The following is a 19,886-nucleotide window of genomic DNA, read 5'->3' as shown; positions in this document are numbered from 1 at the left end:
AACCCTCTTTCTCACACAATGTTGCATACTGTAATTCTCAAGTGCAATTCAACACTAAGACTGAATTCTTGAATACCAGCAGGTAAACAGATTGATGATGAAGAAAATAATGTGATGCATCATATTTTTTCAAAGCTACAGTTTGTACAGTCGTAGCCCATTACATTATGTAGGAGTGGAGTTAACATGTTAATAAAACCAAACAGATTACAACCAGGTGATATCGTAGCAACAGTAAGCCCTTCATGGGGCGGCGCAGGTGATTCTGAAATAAGATGGCGATATGACCAAGGAGTAAAGAGATTAGAAGAAGTTTTCGGTCTTACGGTTGTTCCCATGCCAAATAGTTTAAAAGGTAGCGAATTCATTTATAACAATCCACAAGCTCGTGCGGAAGATTTAATGACTGCATTTCAAGATACGCGCGTGAAAGCAATTATTGCGAATATTGGCGGTGAAGATAGCATCCGCTTACTTCCTTATATAGATTTCAATGTAATACGTGAAAACCCGAAAATTTTTATGGGGTACTCTGACGTTACCATTTCACACTTGTTTTGTCATAAAGCAGGAATTTCCTCTTTTTACGGTCCAGCAATTTTAACTGATTTTGCCGAAAATATAGAGATGGATCCATATACGGTTGAAATGGTAAATCGGACTCTCTTTTCAAATGAGACAATTGGCGAAATTCAACCAGCTCATGAATGGACGAGTGAGCGTTTAGAATGGATAGAGGTAAATAAAGATACAAGGCGTACGATGCAACAAAACAATGGCTATGAACTACTTCAAGGCTCTACTACCTTACAAGGACGCTTAATTGGTGGTTGTATAGAAGTATTGGAATTTGCAAAAGGAACAGAACTTTGGCCTGAGAAAAAACATTGGGAGGATAGTATTATCTTCTTTGAAACTTCTGAAGATCATCCAGAACCAAGTTATATAAAGTATTGGTTACGAAATTATGCAGCGCAAGGCATTCTCCAAAAAGCAAAAGGTATCATTTTTGGTAAGCCAAAAGACGAAATGTATTATGAAGAATATAAACACGAAATACTGCAAGTTATGAAAGAACATAACTTAGAAGATTTGCCGATTCTTTATAATTTAAATTTTGGTCATACCGAGCCGAAGTTTATTTTACCTTACGGTGCGATGGCAGAAATTGATTGTGAAAATGGGTCTTTCTCTATTTTAGAGAGTGGCGTGGAATAAATAAAAACACTCCTATGAGATATGACTGTAAATTGATACTTTTTAAAAGTATATAATTGGAGGGAGATTACGTGTATGGAAGTAACATTTACAGTAAGTAAATGGGATGAAAAACTAATCGATGATACTAGAAAAGATTTCCCTATTAATATTGCCCATGTTGAATATGAAATTGATGGTGAATTAAAAGGAAAAGCTTTTGTTGAATATTTATTATATTATTTAGATTTAAATATAAATGATGGTCACTTGGCTACTGCTAAAATTTCTGGATTTTTACACTTTGAAGGAATTTATAAGGGGCAACAAGGAACATTTACAGCTATAGAGCAAGGAATATTCGATAAAGGAAATCTAAATTCCCCAGGAACAATTATTAAAGCTACTGGTAACTTAGAAAATCTGAGAGGGTCCTATAATTATCAGTTTACAGGTCAAACTAGTAAACTAATTTTAGAGTTTGAATTCCAGCAAAATATCCTATAATTTAGTGGAAAGGACATTTCTTATAATACTAGGAATGTCCTTTTTTTGTTGACAAGCTTATTCAACTATTCTTCTATTAGCTAAGAAAAGAACAGAGTATATTACATAACGTCTTATTATCAGTATCCAGCAATGCATAAAATTTTCGTTATGGGGGGAATTAAAAATCTAAGCCCGAGAGGCATGTGCCCCCCACCTATTCATTACTTTTCCTACTAACTAAAGAATAATCCCAGAAAAACTCCCCTGCATAACTTCTTTTTCAAGTTGATTCCTACATATAAACATCGCAATAATTTTTGTACGATTTTTTTCATCGGGCTCAAATTGTTCAATAGTTACGTCACAACGAATCGTATCACCGCTAAAAACAGGACGTACAAATTCAAAATCCATCTTGCGAGCTAGTACGTTATAATCACCGCCAATTTTTGTAGGCAACGTTGATGTTAACAGTCCTTGTACAACAAATCTCCCCTGCTCATCTGGTGTAACATGATGAACACCTTCATCTTTCGATACTTCCGTAAATAAAACAACATCCTCTTTCGTAAAAGTTCGCTCAAAGGTGATTTTTTCGCCTACTTGCAATTTCATCTATACCCCTCCTCAAAAACACTTTATAAATAAGAAAAACCGAAACTATAATCATTTCGGTTTTTCAAAACTATAGAAGTCAATATTTACTTTAACGAATGAACAAACAACCCACTACGCAGTTTCGGTTCAAACCACGTTGATTTCGGCGGCATGACTTCTCCGGCATCTGCGATTGCTAATAAATCTTCCATAGATGTCGGATATAATGAGAATGCTGCTTTGTATTCGCCGCTGTTCACAAGGCGTTCTAGTTCTTGTAGCCCCCTTATTCCGCCTACAAAATCAATGCGTGAATCAGAACGCGGATCATGTATTTCAAGTACTTGGCTTAATAAATGATCTTGCAGGATAGATACATCCAAACCTCTAACAAGATCATTCGCATCAAATGTTTCTTCTTTCACAGTAAGCTTATACCACTTCTCATTTACATACATACCAAATGATTTGGGCTCATTTGGTTTATACGGAGAAACAGTTGCTTCTTCTACATAAAAGTACTGCGTAATTTGATTTAAAAACTGTTCCTCTGATAAGCCATTTAAATCTTTCACAACTCGGTTATAGTCCCAAATCGATAATTCATCATGAGGGAATAGAACTGATAAGAAGAAATTAAATTCCTCTTCTCCTGTGTAATTTGGATATTGTTCTCTTCGCATAAGTCCTACTTTTGCAGCTGATGCAGAACGGTGATGCCCATCTGCAATATAAAGATTAGGAATATCTTCAAATGAGTTTACTAAAGTCGTAATTACATCTTCATCTACAATCTTCCACGCAACATGCTTAACACCATCTTCTGCTGTAAATGTATAAATTGGCGCATGTTCTTCTTTCCAACTTCTAATTAAATGCTTTACTTCATCTTTTGTACGGTACGTTAAAAAGATAGGACCTGTATTTGCGTCACACACATCTACGTGGCGAATACGATCTAGCTCTTTTTCATGACGTGTTCTTTCATGTTTTTTAATTGTATCATCTTCATACTCATCAATAGATGTACAAACGACAAGACCTGACTGCGTTCTTCCTTGCATCGTCAGTTCATAAATATATAGCGCTGGCTCTTCATCTTGTATGAACACTTCTTCTCGTATAAATTGCTTTAAATTGTCGCCCGCTTTTTCATACACGCGATCATCATACGGTGACAATTCAGGATCTAAATCAATTTCTGCTTTATCAACATGCAAGAAAGAATATGGATTCCCTTTTACAACTTCCCTTGCCTCTTCACTATTTAATACGTCATACGGTAAAGCTGCCACTTGTGCCGCTTTTTCCTCTACTGGACGAATGGCCCGAAACGGTCGTATTTTTGCCACATTCCTCTCTCCTTTACACAATCATTCGAACGGCTACAACACCTGTAATTTTGCTTATATTTTCTACAATATTCTCTTTTATTATATCATCAATTCCGTTATCGATATCAATCATTGTGTATGCCCAAGAATGTTTACTACGATTAATCATATCGGCAATATTAATATGATGTTCTGCTAAACATCCTGTAATTTGCCCTACCATATTCGGGACGTTTTGATGCATAATTGTAATTCGTTTCTTTCCGATATATGGAAGCTCGACGTTTGGATAGTTTACTGAATTACGAATATTTCCTGTCTCTAAATATTCACGTAATTGACGTGCTGCCATTACTGCACAATTTTCTTCTGATTCAGACGTAGATGCACCAAGATGAGGCGTCGCTGTTACATTTTTCATCTTTATTACATTTTCATTCGGGAAGTCCGTTACGTAATGTGTAATAATATCTTCTTCTAATGCTTTTTGAAGAACCTTTTCATCTACAAGTTCTCCTCTAGAGAAATTAAATAGACGCATCCCTCTTTTCATCTTCTCTACAGCGTGTTCCCCAATAATCCCCTTCGTTTGATTCGTAAGAGGAATATGCAGTGTAATATAATCACACGTTGCAAAAATTTCATCAAGGCTAAACGCTCTTTGCACATGTGTAGAAAGACGCCAAGCTGTTTCAACTGAAATATAAGGATCATATCCGATAACATCCATCCCTAACGCTAACGCATCGTTCGCAACTAAAGCACCGATTGCGCCAAGTCCGATAACACCTAGACGTTTCCCTGCAATTTCTGATCCAACAAATTGTTTTTTTCCTGATTCAACAAGCTGTGGTACTTCTTCACCCTCTAAGTTTTTCGTCCAACTTACACCATTAATAATGTTACGTGAAGACATAATAAGACTGGCAATAATGAGCTCCTTTACGGCGTTTGCATTTGCCCCCGGCGTGTTAAATACTACAATTCCTTTTTCTGTACATCGCTCGACAGGAATATTATTTACACCAGCGCCAGCTCTTGCAATCGCCTTTAAGTCTTTTGAAAACTCTTCTTGATGTAAAGAGTAGCTACGAAGCAAAATCCCATCTGGGTGATTGATTCTATCCCCTACTTCATAACGTTCTTCACTAAAGACTTGCAAACCTTTTTCTGCAATTTGATTTAACGTTTGAACACGAAACATATCCCCATCTCCCTATCTATTCTCAAGCTCAAATTCCTTCATATAATTCACTAATTGTTTTACACCTTCCACTGGCATCGCATTGTAAATACTTGCACGCATACCACCGACTGAGCGATGTCCTTTTAACGTAACGAAACCGCGTTCCTTCGCTTTTTGTAAAAACTCATTGTTAAGTTCTTCTGACGGCGTTGTAAATGGAATGTTCATAAGTGATCGATACGCAGGGTCAACTGGTGAAGTAAACAATTTAGATTCATCTAAAAAATGATAAAGAAGTGAAGATTTCATTTTATTTTGTTCTTCAATCGCAGATACTCCGCCTTGCTCTTTCAACCACTCTAGTACAAGTTTTGTTACGTAAATACTAAAGGATGGCGGTGTATTATATAAGGAGTTATTTTTACTGTAAGTTTCATAATTTAACATTGTCGGACAAGAGCGATCTGCTCCCCCAATTAAATCTCTTTTTATAATAGCAATCGTTACGCCCGCAGGTCCTAAATTCTTTTGCGCTCCCGCGTATATAAGACCAAACTTCGAAACATCATATCGTTCTGATAAAATATTTGAGGACATATCCGCAACGAGCGGCACTCTTTCTATATGTGGAATGTCCACATATTTCGTTCCCTCAATTGTATTGTTCGTTGTAATATGTACATAATTTAGTTTTTCATCGCTTAGTAAACCATCCAGTTTAGGAATCGTAGTAAACCTCTCTTTTTCAGAAGAAGCAATCACTTGTACTTCCCCAACTTTTTCGGCTTCTTGTAGTGCTTTTTTAGACCATGAGCCAGTTAGTACGTATCCAGCTTTTTTATACGTATTCATTAAGTTCAGTGGTATCATAGAAAATTGTAATGACGCACCGCCTTGTAAAAATAAAACTTCATACTCATCAGGGATGCTCATTAATTCACGAAGTAAGTTACTCGCTTCCTCTATAATACTTTGAAAATAAGAAGATCGATGACTCATTTCCATAATAGACATGCCTGTCCCGTTATAATTTAATAGCTCCTTTTGCACTTTCTCTAAAACTGGCAAAGGGAGTATTGATGGTCCTGCTGAAAAATTATAGACTCTCTCCATCACCCTCATAACCTCCCTATTTCTCATTCGATTATTTTTTAAACTTTCTGAATTATAACCTGAAATATAATATATGGTCAATTTGTTTTCTATTATTACGGCGCAAGACGCGATGGAATCGCTTGCAAGTGCAGACTTTTTATATATACATAAAAAAGTGTTAAGTACATAATCGCACTTAACACTCTAATAATAGAATAATAATAGCTAGTCGTTCGTAAAGAACCGATCAAAAATTTGATAAATAGCAGAAAGACCAAAGAGCCAATAAATAGTGTCCACAAGCGCCGGCATAGAACCAAACCATTTCTCAACTACATTGTAATCTAACGCTACAAACAACCAATTCAAACCGCCGAGAATCACCAAAATTACTGTAAGGTAAGACAAAAATTTCATTATGATTGCCCCCTAGGTGATAAGATGGTGAAAGGCCTTTCACTAGAAATATATGTAGTAAACTTCAAAACTTACCTATTTTGTAAAAATTATTTTCGGTACCAGCCGTTAATAACTGCCTCCGCTTCTTTACTATGTATTTGATACGGATGTGTACTATCATTAGAGCCAATAAACCAAATTGAAAAACCTTTAAAATATGGTTTCGGTTCTAATACATCGCGGTAAGCACGCCATCCATTTAATTGTACATCTTTCGAAAACACATTAGAAACATCTGGATTCCACGGATTTTGCAGTCCAAGTTCACGCGCTGGAACGTTAAATCCACCAAAATAAACGGGCTTTCCTGTTGCATTATGTAATTGTTCCAATTGCTGAACAACATTTTGTCCACGGTTATATACTGTCGTCGCAAATAAACTTTGCTTCACTTCTTCATATGACGGATTTCTTTTTCCAGAAACTTCAAACCAACTATCGATACTAACAATATCTACCTTCTTTAAATACGGACGGTTTATTTTCTCTATAAACTTCGCTTCATAAGAAGGATCCCAGCTTGCTGTTAACCACCAGTTCATTTGATACAAAACATTTCCTTTATACTGATTACGAACAAAATCAATTGTATTGCTCCAGTATCCTTCTGCATACTCCATATTCACGAAATTAGAAGCAATCTTTAGTCCATACACATTGTATTTACTTGTAATGGAATTAAAAATATCTTGCAGAATAACCGTCTTCCAATTCCAGAAGAAATCATTAATGTTACTTGGGTTCCATTCTGTCTCTCCAACATTCCCCTGCTGAATATACGGGAACGGTTCCACTATAACTTGAATATTACGCTTTAATAATTCTTGAATTAAAATAATAGCTTGTTGCTTTTGCGCTTGATTAATTACCATGTTAGTAGAAGTCACATTTGGGATATCCACTTGAATCGGTACATTTACTGTATTTAAATTTAAGCGCTCCACATCCGCTAATACTTTCGCTACATTTCCAACTTCCCATACTGTTACGTTTCCTGATTTGATTTTTCCAGATTGAACAGTATTTACATCTGCCTGTACATTTCCTTGAAAACAAAAAGAAAACAACATAATAAACACTCCTAAAAAACTTATTAAACTCTTATTTTCCTTCACAACTTTCCCCCTATAATTTTTGGCTTTCTTGATTATTTTATACAACGTTTCACATTTATTCCAGAAAAAAATGAAGTGCCGTTCAACTATATTCATATAAATCTTCTAAAAATAGTAGGAAAAATAAAAAAGGAGCAGATTTCCGCTCCTTTTTATCCTTTTACGATTGAAATTATTGAATCCCTTCTGGTAACTTAATTGAATCAAACTTTTCATATGAATCAATCTTTATACTCACAACTGCATCCAATTTTTGCTTATCTGTACTAGCTTTTTTATCTGAGTTACTTTCACTCACTGTTATAGTTGTTCGCATCTCTTCAAATTTATAATCTTTTGTTATTATATATTCAATGTTAAACGCATCCATATTAAATCCTTCCGTTAATTTTTTCATATCTCCATTAATTTTTTGTAACGTATCTACCGCTTCTTTTCCCTTTAATTCAAGTGTAAGTTTATATGTGTCTCCATCTTTCTTTGCTTTCATTTTCTTAGCCAAAGCTTCCGGTAAATCTAACTCATTAAGTAAATTTTTACTGACCATTACATCATTTACATTAAATTGATCATTAGGTATCGTAACTAACTCTCCTGTATCAGGGTTTTTCACTTGAGCAGCGACCTTTCCATCTACTTCATACGTTACAATATCTGTACCACTTATTTTCATTTCAGCTCTAGAATTCTTCAGTTTCGGCTCCATCTGTATTTTCATTTTAATTTCTTCTGATTGGCCGCTCCCCTTCATTGACATAAGAGATGTCAATGTAAGATATTCCTCTTGTTTTAATCCGTCAGCTGCTTTTTTAAAAATATCTTTCGCTACTAACTCTTTTTCTTTTTTTACAGATACTGTTTTAGGTCCACTTGTTTTTTCGCTGCTACAACCAGTTGTTAAACCTACTATTAGCGCCAAACTAGATATTACAACCATTTTCTTCATACTGATTCTCTCCATTTCCCACTTAAAAATATTTTCATCCCATGTATAGTAAATCAACTGAAATAAATATATATACAATAATTATTTAACCTCTAAACAAAACCAGTTATTCAATCCGTATACTAACGTAACTAAAGCTCCTATTACACCAAAAACAACAATATTTATACCAATTGACGAACCGAATAAAACAGCTATCATTGACACTATCAGTAATAGCATGGCAATACTATTTATCTTAATTCCTACTACATCGCCATCCTTTACTTTCTTTTCTTTACTTCCAAAAAAGAATTGTTTTACTTTAATATTCGCTTCACCTAATTCAAAAGGAAGCGTATATTCTTCGTTATTCTCAAGTTTTATTACTACTTCGTTATCTACCTTTACAGCAACTCTTGCTGCTCCGCCCATTATCCCTGTTGCTCTCATTACTTTAATGCTCATATTAAATCCCCCTATTAGATTTCACTGCGACTATTAAGAAATTTTCCTTGTTGTACACTACTTCATCCTCTGTTTAATAAACATAATATTCCAAAATCTATTATAACAAGTCTCTGTACAATATTTTGTCAAAATTTGTCGCTCATTTACAAAAAGGATATTTTATCCATTATCATAATAAAAGAGACTCTTACAATCGTAAGAGTCTCTTTTATTATGCAAAACTTTCATTAGCCGAAGGATTATTACTTCATAAAGCTGGGCCATCTACAAATAAGAACTTACTATCACTTCGGCTGCAAAGTTAATACTTTCCCTTCAATTCCATCTGTATTTAAAGTAGTCGTATGATACGTGCCATTTACCCAATCATCTATTTGATCATGATACCAATCGCTTCTAAAATGTCCCGACTGTCCTGGTCCTACGATATGATAACCGTTTGACATATCTTTCGTATCAATAACGAATCGCCAAGAAGCCCCGTGATTTACAATGCCGTTATCGCCGTAACTCGCTGCTTGAACGGTAACTTGACTTCCCCCAATCGGAACTGGTTTCTCACGATTAAAAGCTAGTAATGCTAACATACTCGATGATTTCGAAATTGGATGTGTAAAAGCGAGTTGATGATAATCGCCCCACTTCCAGCCCCCAACATCGGGTCCATATTCCTTCTGCAATTTCTTCATTACATTCTCGTACGATGTATGCACAACTTTTGTTAACCCTCCGTACTTCGTAAACCAAGCGCTATTTTCTCCCGCTACTTCTTTTCGAATCAATTCATCAACAACTTGTGACTTCCCTTTAAATAACTCCATTACATCTTTCGGTATTTCTTTTGAAAATAACGTATTTGAAATCTCTTTCATTAACAAATGGAATATTAATGGTGCCGCTTCATCTTTACTATCGTAAAAATTCCACTTTGTTAATTGGTTTACGCCTTCTTTCTCTACCTCATTTAAAGATGCTTTATTTAACTCTTTTAAAAATATAGGAGTAAACTCTTTCCCATATAAATTCTTTTGATCCATCTGTAACTCTTCTAAATCTTTCACCGTATACTTTTCCTTCTCTTGCAAAAATTCTTGAATACGCATTTGCCTATATGGCTGCGCCCACGTATCGCTAATATGGTACGGATAATCATCATCAACAATTTTATTATTCGCAGTTGAAATAAACCCTTCTTTCGGATTTACAACTTTCGGTAATTGATCAAATGGAATATACCCTTCCCATTCATATTCATCTGTCCATCCTGGAACAGGCAAGCTACCATCACCTTTTTTACGCACTGGTATATTTCCATTCGCTTTATAAGCAATTGTACCGTCGTTTGATGCAAACACAAAGTTTTGGGTTGGTGTATGAAAATCTTGAAGAGCGGTTTCAAACTCATTCCAGTCTTTTGCTTTGTTCATATTTAATACAGCTTTTAACTCAGCTGACGGTTCTAAAGCTGTCCACTTTAAAGAGAATACGGTTTGCTTTTTTTCCTTTCCCTTATCCGCAAACTCTGAAATTACTGGCCCATGTCTCGTAATCGTAACGTTATAAGGAATTGTCTTCCTGCCTTTTACTTTAATCGACTCGTTAACAACGGTAGCTTTCTCCCATTTATCGTTATACAGAAATTCATTTTCATTATTAGGATTTCTCTTCTCAATATATAAATCTTGCACATCAGGCCCCGTATTCGTAACGCCCCACGCTATTTTTTCATTATGGCCTAATATAACACCTGGTACTCCAGCGAAAATAACGCCACTCACATTTAAACCTTTCATTTCAAGTCGCGTTTGATACCAAATAGAAGGCGTCGCAAGAGATAAATGAGGATCATCTGCTAAAATCGGCTTACCTGACGCACTCTTCTCACCGCTCACAACCCAGTTATTACTACCGTTAAACTCCGGGGGAATTATCGTTTTTGAAAAACTTTGCGCTACGTCCACATTTGTATTTTTCAGTTCAGCTAGCAATCTAGGAGCATCTTTCGGATATTTAGGAAATAGCTCATTTGCTTGCTCTTTCGGAAGGTTTTTCAGCGCCCAATATCGAAACGCCTGTCCATGCCAATGTCCTCCTAAGTCAAACGCCATATACTTTCCAATTGTTAAAGTATCAACAATTGACCACTCAGCAGGTTCATAACCTAATATAGTAAACTCAACTGGTAATTTCTTTTCCGCTTTCGCCTCACGTATAAAAGCGTTCACCCCATCAGCAAATGACTGCAGGACATATTTTACTTCCCCATCATATTGACTAACTGAGGCTTCTGCTGCTCGCCGTAAACCGAGTGTTCGAAACAATTTATCTCGGTCAACAGCTGCTTCCCCAACAACTTCACTTAACATACCAGAAGCTTGTCTTCTACTTAAATCCATTTGAAACAACCGATCTTGCGCTTGTACATATCCTTGTGAAAAATATAAATCATGTGCATTTTCCGATCTAATATGCGGTACACCTTTACTATCACGCTTCACTGTAACAGCATGTTGTAAATCCTCTAGCTTTATCGTTCCATCTATCTTTGGCATAGATTTCAGCGTATATATGTTCAAAAAAATCACAGCGGAAATAACTAAAAAAAGAACGATACTACTAGCCCAAATAAAAATTCTTTTTCCCCTTTTTCGTTTCTTCTTTATAACGACTTCCATATAACCACCCCTTTCTCACACTATTCGCTTCTATAGTAAAAGAACCTTTTAGACTAGAAAAAATCCTTATCCAAACTATGGATCATACAAACCGAATACTTCTCTCCTATGGATTCCTTCACTAAAATCTACTCGTTCTTTCTTACACCAATTCCTCAAAATCCCCTTCACATAAGCTAACGTTTTCTGATTATTTTCAAACGCAATTTTAAGTGCCTCTAACACTTTCTCTCCAGAAAGTCTTTGTATCCAATTCTTCAATTCTTTCACAATATATGGGGATAAACTACTAATATTTTGTTCATAAAACTTATAAACTTCACTATTTGGAACGTCCTCTTCTATACTTTCTACCTCTTCCGCTTCTTCTTTCTCTTCAATAACTACTTGTGAACTACTATTATCCTCTTCTTTTGGCATACCAAAATGCTGCAGTAATAATGGAATCGTGTATTCTTCTTCAAGGCATTTACGTAAAAAGATATGTATGAACTCATTACTTTTTACAGTCTTTAACTCACGTAATACGCACTTTTCTACATTCGTATTTGAAATAGGGTTATAGTGTAACCAGTTTATTATGAATACCTCTTTCGTTTCCGTATCATATAGAATCTTTCCATACTCAACAAACCTGTTTAGCAACTTCTCAACAGTCTCCATACTATAACCTGTTTCAAGCTCTGCCACACGCTTCGGTAATATGTAAATACCACATTGCTTCGTTTTCGTACCAGTTAACAAATATATGTAAAAATAACGCTCCTCTGGCGTTAAATCTAATATGAATTCATCTTGCCAAAAGTTCACCTGCACATTACGGTATACCGCCATATGTTTCCCTCCACTCTTTGCTAGTAAATAGGAAGATTTTAATCCTTCATTATAAAAATAGGAATGCTGGAATGGTTTTGGCATTCGAATTACAATTTTTTTTACTACTACAACGCCGGTTTCATTTTTTCGTGCTTGTTTTGTTCTTGTAGTTGTTTTTGTTTTTGTTTTTGTTTTAGTGATTTATTACTTGGTAGGGGCTTATGAGGGGCTTATGAGGGGCTTATGAGGGGCTTATGAGGGGCTTATGAGGGGCATTCTGCATTACAATCTATGAAATACAATTTGTTCTTCCTACTAAATAGGAACTATTCCAAATTATTATTTTGGATAGCTCCTTTCAAATTCTTCTTATTTTTTACTTCTACCAATGTCAGCTTCTACATACAATTTATTCTGCTATTTGCGGGCAGTAACACTCTCATTTCAAAATTCGGTGAATAAACTGCTCGATTGCAATGCGAGTGGCCCTCACTGATTAAAGTTTCCTTTTATTTTTGCATTGAATCTAACATCTTCACAATAAAGGCAGCTGCCTGACCACGAGTTGCTGTACCTCGGGGATCAAACTCATTATTTCCAATACCATTAACTACCTTTAGACTGTATAATCGTTGAACCGATTCTTTGTATGTTATTAAATGCTTATCTGTAAATGGTAATGCTACTAACTCACCTGTAATTCCTTTATATCGTAATGCTTTGTCAATCATAATAGATACTTCTTCACGAGTAATTGGTGAGTTAGGATCAAAAATCCCTTCACCACGACCATTAATAATTCCTGCACTTGCACAACGTTTAATACCGTCATGAAGTGATGGATGTGCCTCATTAATATCTACAAATGACTTATTTCCCTCTGGTAGTTTAAGAGCATTGGAGATTAATTTCGCAAACTCCGCTCTCGTTACATTTCGATATGGCGCAAATACACCATTACCTTCGCCTTGCATAATACCTAGACTGTTTAATTTACGAATATGCCCTTCAAACCAGCCACCTGTAATATCATCTTTTGGCTTTTGTACTTCTTCCTTTGGTACATTGTAGTTAATTTTAATCCAACTTGGGTCATAGAAAATCCATTCTCCATTACCTACTTTATACCAACCATTTTTAACTGCTAATACTTTGTAACGATCTCCGTTTGAAGCTTTACGTACAACACGATGTTCAATACCCGCATCACTACGTACATTGATGCCACTACCATTTACCACTAGTTCCATGCTAGGTTCAGCTGGATTATTTTCATTTGGATTAAATGAGTCATTTTTATCTTGTAAAGGCGTATCAATCTGCGCATTTATATTTGCATACCACTGAATTCCTTGTACGAAACCAGCCCAATTACCACGTGAAATTAAAATGTCAGGACATTTTTTCCCGCTCCATTGTTGATGCTTGTAAATATGATCTGCACCAATTCCTTCTTTGTTCATTAAATAACCTGCAAGTCGTTTTGCATTTTCTAATGCTTTATTGTAATCACCATCTTGGTTAACCGCGATCTCGATACCGATAGATTCCCTGTTTCCTGATCCATCTCCATCTCCTGCATGCCAACCATTTTCGTTTGTTGGTAAGTGTTGATAAATTTGTTTATCGTCTACAGTAAAATGCCATGAAGCTGTTCGGAAAGTGCCTTCAGTTGCTTGCTTGTATAAATATTTCGCATGATTTTCAGCATTAGCACCAGCGGCTGTATTTGCGGTCTCATGAATTGTAATGTAACGTGCTTTCATCGGATTTGCAGGACGAATATCAGGATTTCCTGTTGGAACAATCCACTCCACAAATGGAACTCCTGCAAGTGTTCCATATTTCTTCGTACTCTGTGCGCTATATTGAATACCTCTTGGCTTTGCAACAGGTTTCATTTGACGATCAGACCCATCATTTCGACCATCTACAGATTCAAATGCCTTTTCAATGTTTGAAATAGCTTCCTTTTCTGCTACTTGTCCCTTCTTAGCATCTTGCATTTTGTTTAATTCTTCTGTTTCATCATGTTTATGCTTATATTCTTCTAAAAGCATTTTTTCATTTTCAGATACTTCTGCTTCGTTAATTTGTACATGATTAGGAACTTCCAACTTGAAATTAGAATAATTTAATCCGCTCGATCCGTGTTCTCCTTGGGCAATATTAAGTTGATCAGTTTGAGAGTTGTTTATCTCTTCTGCTGATACTGATAAAGGTACGCTCCCTAAAATCACTAGACTTGTTGATAGTGCGATTACTTGTTGTTTGATTGTCTTATTCATTATTATAATAGATACATACACATTCCCGCCGTGTATGTATCTCAACCTCCCTTTATTGTCACATTAACTTTTTAAAATATGAATCTACTATGTACTTCTAACGCATTTTCTTTTTATTTATATATTTAAATTACTATATTTTATACCCATTAAGAAAATATTTATATGTCATCCCTACAGATGAATTTCATCTAACATACTTTTTATAAAATTCGTCAACAAACATTATTTTACAACTAATTACAAATGCCGTCAAAATAATCAATTTAAACTTAAACAAATGACTGGCACACAAATTTATATAAATTGGGATGGCGTGTTAGTAGACGACATGTTAAATGATGAGGGCAACCAATTCGCAATGTACTACTTTAACAATGAGGATGAGTGGAAGTATATAGATGATTACTCGGGTGTTTTTACAGACGATGGAGAAACTCTCTACCGCGTGCAAGTTACTTGAGAAAATTATTTCAAATTAAAAGAAGTTATTGATAATAGCTATAATTTTTGGAAAGACAACTTACAAAATATATAATTATAACAAGTCGATTTCTTATTTTAATAAGGAATCGACTTTCTTAACATTTAATTTTTGATTAACATCTCAATCAAAAATTATTTTACTAACGACACTATTATAGATACCGAATTATCTATAACGGAACGTTCTGGGCGTGATTTCATTAACACTGTTAATCCAATTAGGGACGTGACTAATGTTTGCGCTAATGCTTTAGCGTTCAAATCACTTTGTAGTTCTCCTGATCGAATTCCTTTCATGATTAATTCTTGAAAGATAACTGCAAGATACATTTGATGTTCTCTAGTCAGTACTTCAAACTTTTCATTATGAGGAGCAAGCTCAACCATTGTGTTAATACAAAAACAGCCTTTACTGAACTCTTTTTTATATTCCTCTTCCACCAGATTTTCAAAAAACATCCGAATTGCTTCTTTTACAGATTGTTCGTTTTGAAGTTTTGTTCGTATATTAGCCGCATGTAAATTTGTGTATCTCCTTAATGCCACTTCAAATAAACCCTCTTTATCACCAAAGGCTGAATATAAACTCGGTTTTTGTATTTCCATTTTAGCAGTTAGATCACTTAATGAAGTAGCAGCGTATCCTTTCTCCCAAAAAAGTTGCATAGCAGCATCCAAAGCTTTTTCTTCATCAAATTCGCGTAGTCGAGCCATTTAAAAATATCTCCTTCCTCTACATTTTCAGATTATAAACCAACACTTTATGTACCAATCAGTATATTATATATCGTATTAAATTATAAACGATTTGTCAAAGAAAACGGAATTAAATTAGAATAAACTTGACATATACATTTACTCAAGATTATATTTTACTTACAAAATAACATACCGTTCGGTACGTTATTTACAACAATACAAAATGGAGCTGATTTTATGAATAGCAAAGAAAAGATAATGACCACTCTAAAACATAATGATCCCCAGTTACATTCACCTATTAGCACAAACATGTCCCGCTACATGACTCTATTATTCGCAATAGCTTGTGGGATGGCGGTGGCAAATATATATTTCGCTCATCCACTACTTGATTCTTTATCAAATGAATTTAAGATTAGTCATTCAACTATCGGTATTGTGATTACTATTACTCAAGTTTGTTATGCATTCGGATTACTTTTATTAGTTCCACTTGGTGACTTATTAAACCAAAAAAGACTCATTATTATTCAAATGCTTTTATCTGTTATCGCTTTAATTGTAGTTGGGACCGCTCCTTCGGCCATCGTACTTTTTATAGGTATGGCCTTAGTAGGAATCCTTGCAACAGTTACGCAAACACTCGTCGCATACGCATCCATTTTAGCAAAACCAGCAGAACGTGGACGCATAGTAGGTTTTGTTACAAGCGGCGTTGTAATAGGCATTCTCCTTGCGCGTACATTTGCAGGCGCATTAACAGATTTAGCTGGATGGCGGTCCGTTTATCTCACCTCCGCTACACTTATACTATTCGTAACTGTTTTGTTATATCGTAATTTACCTACTCTTGAACAGAGCAGAATGACAACTATGCCTTACCGGAAGTTAATACGTTCTGTAATCTTATTATTTGTAGAAGAACGACTCCTACGCATTCGCGGAATATTAGCATTGCTCATTTTCACTTCATTCAGTATTTTATGGACTTCTTTAGTATTACCTCTAAGTGTTACACCACATAATCTTTCACATACAGCTATTGGTGCATTCGGCCTTGCTGGAGTTGCAGGTGCATTAGCTGCTACTAAAGCTGGACAATTAGCTGATAAAGGATTAGGACAAAGAACAACTGGCATAGCTTTATCTTTATTAGTACTTTCATGGCTCCTAATTAAATCTATTAATCACTCTCTATTATTACTAATTTTCGGCATTATCCTCTTAGATTTAGCGGTGCAAGCTGTACATGTCACCAATCAAAGTATGCTGTTCACAGTGCGTCCCGAAGCAAGAAGTCGACTTACTGCCAGTTACATGATTTTTTATTCTATCGGTAGTGCAACAGGTGCAATTCTTTCAACAAATACGTATGCAAAATATGGTTGGAATGGCGTATGCATATTAGGTTTATCTGTTAGTGCTTGTGCTCTTTTATTTTGGATAATAACCTTGCGGCGATCATCACAGCTGAACGAAGAATAATTGATTTATGATTAATACGTGTTTTTCTATAAGACTATAGAATAGCATTTATTTTTTAACGCAAATCAACGGCATTTTCATATAAAAAATGCCGTTGATTCACAATTTCATAATAAGAGATCCTATACTATCGAAATACATCTATTACAAATTCCCTTTAACGTTTTCAACAATCTCATTTATCGTATTCCGATCAAACTTATCACTAATTTCATATGACTCACGATCTCCTACGAATTGCACGCCTACGATATCATTGCGATCCTTACCGTATTGCACTTCAATAATAGATCCACGCTCTATTTGCTTCCAAATGAGACCTGCTTCATCTTTATTATCTAAAATAATGCAGTCTTCAATATTTTCGTCAATCCCAATTAACTTATTATCATCCATATATCCAATCTCGTATTGTTGCCGTTCTTTCGCTTTGCCACTTACTAATATACCTTTGCTACCATATGAGTAATCCATATAGTCCTTTTTCTCCGTTTGTACCGCTTTCGGCTTTTGTGCTTCAGTTTTTTCAGCAGCCCCACAACCTGTAATAAGACTGATTGGGATAACCACTATTAATACTAATCTAGTAAATTTTTTTATCATTTGTAACCAACCTCATATATTTAATGCAAAACTCCATTTATTACTCTATTAAAGAATAACATGATACTAAGTAAACAGAACGAAAGATAACATATTATTTACATACTCGCACTTTAATGAAGGACCAGGCCATTTAAACCTAGTCCTACATAACTTTAACTTTGCTTCACATACTTAATTGTATTAAATGACGTCTCATTAAATAATCGCAAGTTTTCCCCATCATAATCTTGAACTTTATATGCTATTTTCTTTTTTTGAATTGTATCTTCTACACCGTCTACTAAACGTTTATTGAGATGTAAATAGATTGTAAAAGCTTCCTTATCATATTCCCAAGTTCCTTCAATATAATTCTTTTTATTTGGATACTCACCTTTACCATACGTTTCAAATGTCTTATCACCTTTTAAAATGAGTGACATATTGAAACCGTCTGTTCCTTGGAATCCCCAATTACCGATTAATTCCGTACCATCCTTCACATTCTTCATAACGTTATCTGTATTAATTCCAGCTTTCTTATCTAACTCTTTCAAATCTTTCATTGATACTGTACCGTCACCGATTTTAATATCCCCTTCAAGATCTTTGAATGCCTTAAGCCAGTAAATATCTCCTTCTTTCACTAGCTTTTCAGATTTCTCTATTAACTCTTTATCAGTCTTATCACCTTTTTCTCTTTTTTCTTTTCTGGTGAATACTTCATTTATTAAAGAAAAAGACTCTCTAAAATAACTAATTGCTTTTTCAAAATCCTTTTGTTGATTTACATACTCTGCAGGGGGATCTATCGACTCGAATTTATCTAACGTTTTATTTAATTCTTTCACACTATCTACTATATCTGATTTCTTTTTCTTACCGTCAAAAACCTCTCTTGTAATATTGTTATGCTCCGCAAACAACTTATCAAACTCTACTCCTAATTTATACACTTTATTAGGATAGTCTTCCTTTGAAACTTTTTCTTTCTTACTATTAGACTTCGATTCTTTTACTTTAGACTCTTCCGTTTTCTCCTGTTTAGAAGTGTTCGTTTTCTCAGAAACTCCACAACCAAATAACAACATGACCGGAACTGCTACCCCTAGTAGTTTCTTTGCATTCATGACTGATTTCTCCTTCTACTTGAATAGATTACTCTTACTATACCCATCCTCTTTTTTTATCTTGTAATTAAAGTTACAATCGCAATAACTCCTAGAATCGGTCCCCAATATTCCATTTTTATAAAAAATAATGAGTGCTTTTTGTTAAACATAACTTTTTCACCAGTTTCGGCATCTATATAAACTTTCCCATCTGGCTTATTAATATATTTACCTAAATACCAAGACATAACCCCTGATATAATAAACATTACCGCCATTGGCCAACTATGGTCTTGAAAATATGTAGCGTCCCCCGTTATAGATCCAAAGATAGCCTTACCCAAAAGAGTATTAATAATTACAATAATTGCGACTAAAAAACCCCAACCAGACCAAATAATCATCTATTTCTCCTCCTAAAGCGTACAACTTTGTACTTTATGTTAATTTGAACTGCAAACGAAAACATTTAAAAAACCGAATATTCAGACGTTAATAATTATATTTAGCTTACATTCGATTCTAACTTTAATGTCCTAAATGCAAATGAACCAGATATAATTTGTAAAATTGTCGGAATAAGTAAAAAGAATAATGACATAAATAACATAACTATAGGAATCACAATCATACAAACTCCATAAACTTTATTATTAACCTTGTTTACTAAACACGATAAAATGAACAACCCTATTTGAACCGTTAAAATAATAGAGTAATAAGCTAAAAGTTCGTAATCAACACCTTCCATAATATTAAACGCTACAACTATTAATATTATGGAAATAATAATTCCCAAAATGCCACCAATTAAACCTAATACAAATTCAGGCGTTCTTTTCAATTCAATCCCCCTTTTATGAACCACT

19 protein-coding genes and 1 pseudogene are annotated in these 19,886 nt (G+C 34.9%); 4 read left to right on the top strand and 16 right to left on the bottom strand.

The window, feature by feature from the left end:
• Window positions 1–186 precede the first annotated feature (186 nt).
• Both C4S65_RS04645 and C4S65_RS04640 read left to right on the top strand, forming a co-directional pair.
• Window positions 187–1,218, top strand: coding sequence for a S66 peptidase family protein (locus tag C4S65_RS04645; protein ID WP_086406980.1), 1,032 nt, complete (start codon window positions 187–189; stop codon window positions 1,216–1,218).
• A gap of 75 nt (window positions 1,219–1,293) precedes the next feature.
• On the top strand, window positions 1,294–1,704 hold the full coding sequence (locus tag C4S65_RS04640; protein WP_097820447.1) for a DUF3224 domain-containing protein: 411 nt from the start codon (window positions 1,294–1,296) through the stop codon (window positions 1,702–1,704).
• Window positions 1,705–1,923: 219 nt separating this feature from the next.
• On the opposite strand, the gene C4S65_RS04635 is transcribed toward C4S65_RS04640, so the two are convergent.
• The 11 genes from C4S65_RS04635 to C4S65_RS04580 form a co-directional block, all read right to left on the bottom strand.
• Window positions 1,924–2,301 (bottom strand): MaoC/PaaZ C-terminal domain-containing protein, encoded by a 378-nt coding sequence (locus C4S65_RS04635; RefSeq protein WP_048544764.1) that lies wholly within the window; start codon window positions 2,299–2,301, stop codon window positions 1,924–1,926.
• A gap of 86 nt (window positions 2,302–2,387) precedes the next feature.
• Window positions 2,388–3,635 (bottom strand): DUF1015 family protein, encoded by a 1,248-nt coding sequence (locus C4S65_RS04630; RefSeq protein WP_001063079.1) that lies wholly within the window; start codon window positions 3,633–3,635, stop codon window positions 2,388–2,390.
• A 13-nt stretch (window positions 3,636–3,648) separates the two neighbouring features.
• Window positions 3,649–4,821, bottom strand: a complete 1,173-nt coding sequence (locus tag C4S65_RS04625; protein ID WP_000490221.1) for a 3-phosphoglycerate dehydrogenase family protein — start codon at window positions 4,819–4,821, stop codon at window positions 3,649–3,651.
• 12 nt (window positions 4,822–4,833) lie between these two features.
• Window positions 4,834–5,916, bottom strand: coding sequence for a 3-phosphoserine/phosphohydroxythreonine transaminase (gene serC / locus C4S65_RS04620; protein ID WP_042973357.1), 1,083 nt, complete (start codon window positions 5,914–5,916; stop codon window positions 4,834–4,836).
• 207 nt (window positions 5,917–6,123) lie between these two features.
• Window positions 6,124–6,315: a DUF378 domain-containing protein gene (locus tag C4S65_RS04615; protein WP_000670801.1), complete on the bottom strand. Its 192-nt coding sequence runs from the start codon at window positions 6,313–6,315 to the stop codon at window positions 6,124–6,126.
• An 89-nt stretch (window positions 6,316–6,404) separates the two neighbouring features.
• Entirely contained in the window at window positions 6,405–7,472 is a 1,068-nt protein-coding gene (locus C4S65_RS04610) for a hypothetical protein (RefSeq protein WP_061666911.1), read from the bottom strand.
• Window positions 7,473–7,644: 172 nt separating this feature from the next.
• Window positions 7,645–8,418, bottom strand: coding sequence for a DUF6612 family protein (locus tag C4S65_RS04605; protein WP_000738992.1), 774 nt, complete (start codon window positions 8,416–8,418; stop codon window positions 7,645–7,647).
• A gap of 81 nt (window positions 8,419–8,499) precedes the next feature.
• Entirely contained in the window at window positions 8,500–8,865 is a 366-nt protein-coding gene (locus C4S65_RS04600) for a hypothetical protein (RefSeq protein ID WP_061666910.1), read from the bottom strand.
• A 287-nt stretch (window positions 8,866–9,152) separates the two neighbouring features.
• Entirely contained in the window at window positions 9,153–11,543 is a 2,391-nt protein-coding gene (locus C4S65_RS04595; protein WP_000454316.1) for a penicillin acylase family protein, read from the bottom strand.
• Window positions 11,544–11,618: 75 nt separating this feature from the next.
• The gene (locus tag C4S65_RS04590; protein WP_141526931.1) at window positions 11,619–12,461 is read right to left on the bottom strand and encodes a DnaD domain protein; all 843 of its coding nucleotides are present in this window, start codon (window positions 12,459–12,461) and stop codon (window positions 11,619–11,621) included.
• A gap of 407 nt (window positions 12,462–12,868) precedes the next feature.
• Complete coding sequence (locus C4S65_RS04580) at window positions 12,869–14,647, bottom strand: S-layer homology domain-containing protein (protein ID WP_061666932.1); 1,779 nt, start codon at window positions 14,645–14,647, stop codon at window positions 12,869–12,871.
• A gap of 259 nt (window positions 14,648–14,906) precedes the next feature.
• Between C4S65_RS04580 and C4S65_RS35660 the strand changes: the two are divergent.
• A pseudogene (locus C4S65_RS35660) lies at window positions 14,907–15,185 on the top strand (hypothetical protein); the annotation flags it as partial.
• An 80-nt stretch (window positions 15,186–15,265) separates the two neighbouring features.
• Here the strand turns inward: C4S65_RS35660 and C4S65_RS04570 are convergent.
• Window positions 15,266–15,847: a TetR/AcrR family transcriptional regulator gene (locus C4S65_RS04570; RefSeq protein ID WP_000113327.1), complete on the bottom strand. Its 582-nt coding sequence runs from the start codon at window positions 15,845–15,847 to the stop codon at window positions 15,266–15,268.
• Between the two features lie 222 nt (window positions 15,848–16,069).
• On the opposite strand from C4S65_RS04570, the gene C4S65_RS04565 reads away from it, so the two are divergent.
• Window positions 16,070–17,320 (top strand): MFS transporter, encoded by a 1,251-nt coding sequence (locus C4S65_RS04565; RefSeq protein ID WP_061666908.1) that lies wholly within the window; start codon window positions 16,070–16,072, stop codon window positions 17,318–17,320.
• A 144-nt stretch (window positions 17,321–17,464) separates the two neighbouring features.
• Here the strand turns inward: C4S65_RS04565 and C4S65_RS04560 are convergent, their stop codons facing one another.
• The 4 genes from C4S65_RS04560 to C4S65_RS04545 form a co-directional block, all read right to left on the bottom strand.
• Window positions 17,465–17,923: a hypothetical protein gene (locus C4S65_RS04560; protein WP_000591634.1), complete on the bottom strand. Its 459-nt coding sequence runs from the start codon at window positions 17,921–17,923 to the stop codon at window positions 17,465–17,467.
• A gap of 155 nt (window positions 17,924–18,078) precedes the next feature.
• Window positions 18,079–19,035: a DUF3994 domain-containing protein gene (locus C4S65_RS04555; protein ID WP_061666907.1), complete on the bottom strand. Its 957-nt coding sequence runs from the start codon at window positions 19,033–19,035 to the stop codon at window positions 18,079–18,081.
• 56 nt (window positions 19,036–19,091) lie between these two features.
• On the bottom strand, window positions 19,092–19,421 hold the full coding sequence (locus tag C4S65_RS04550) for a hypothetical protein (protein ID WP_000587853.1): 330 nt from the start codon (window positions 19,419–19,421) through the stop codon (window positions 19,092–19,094).
• Between the two features lie 101 nt (window positions 19,422–19,522).
• Window positions 19,523–19,861: a DUF4064 domain-containing protein gene (locus C4S65_RS04545; RefSeq protein ID WP_000831724.1), complete on the bottom strand. Its 339-nt coding sequence runs from the start codon at window positions 19,859–19,861 to the stop codon at window positions 19,523–19,525.
• Window positions 19,862–19,886: the final 25 nt, after the last annotated feature.

The organism is Bacillus sp. ok061, assembly GCF_900108285.1.
Classification (GTDB): domain Bacteria; phylum Bacillota; class Bacilli; order Bacillales; family Bacillaceae_G; genus Bacillus_A; species Bacillus_A thuringiensis_S.
This window is presented reverse-complemented; position numbering and strand designations above follow the sequence as displayed.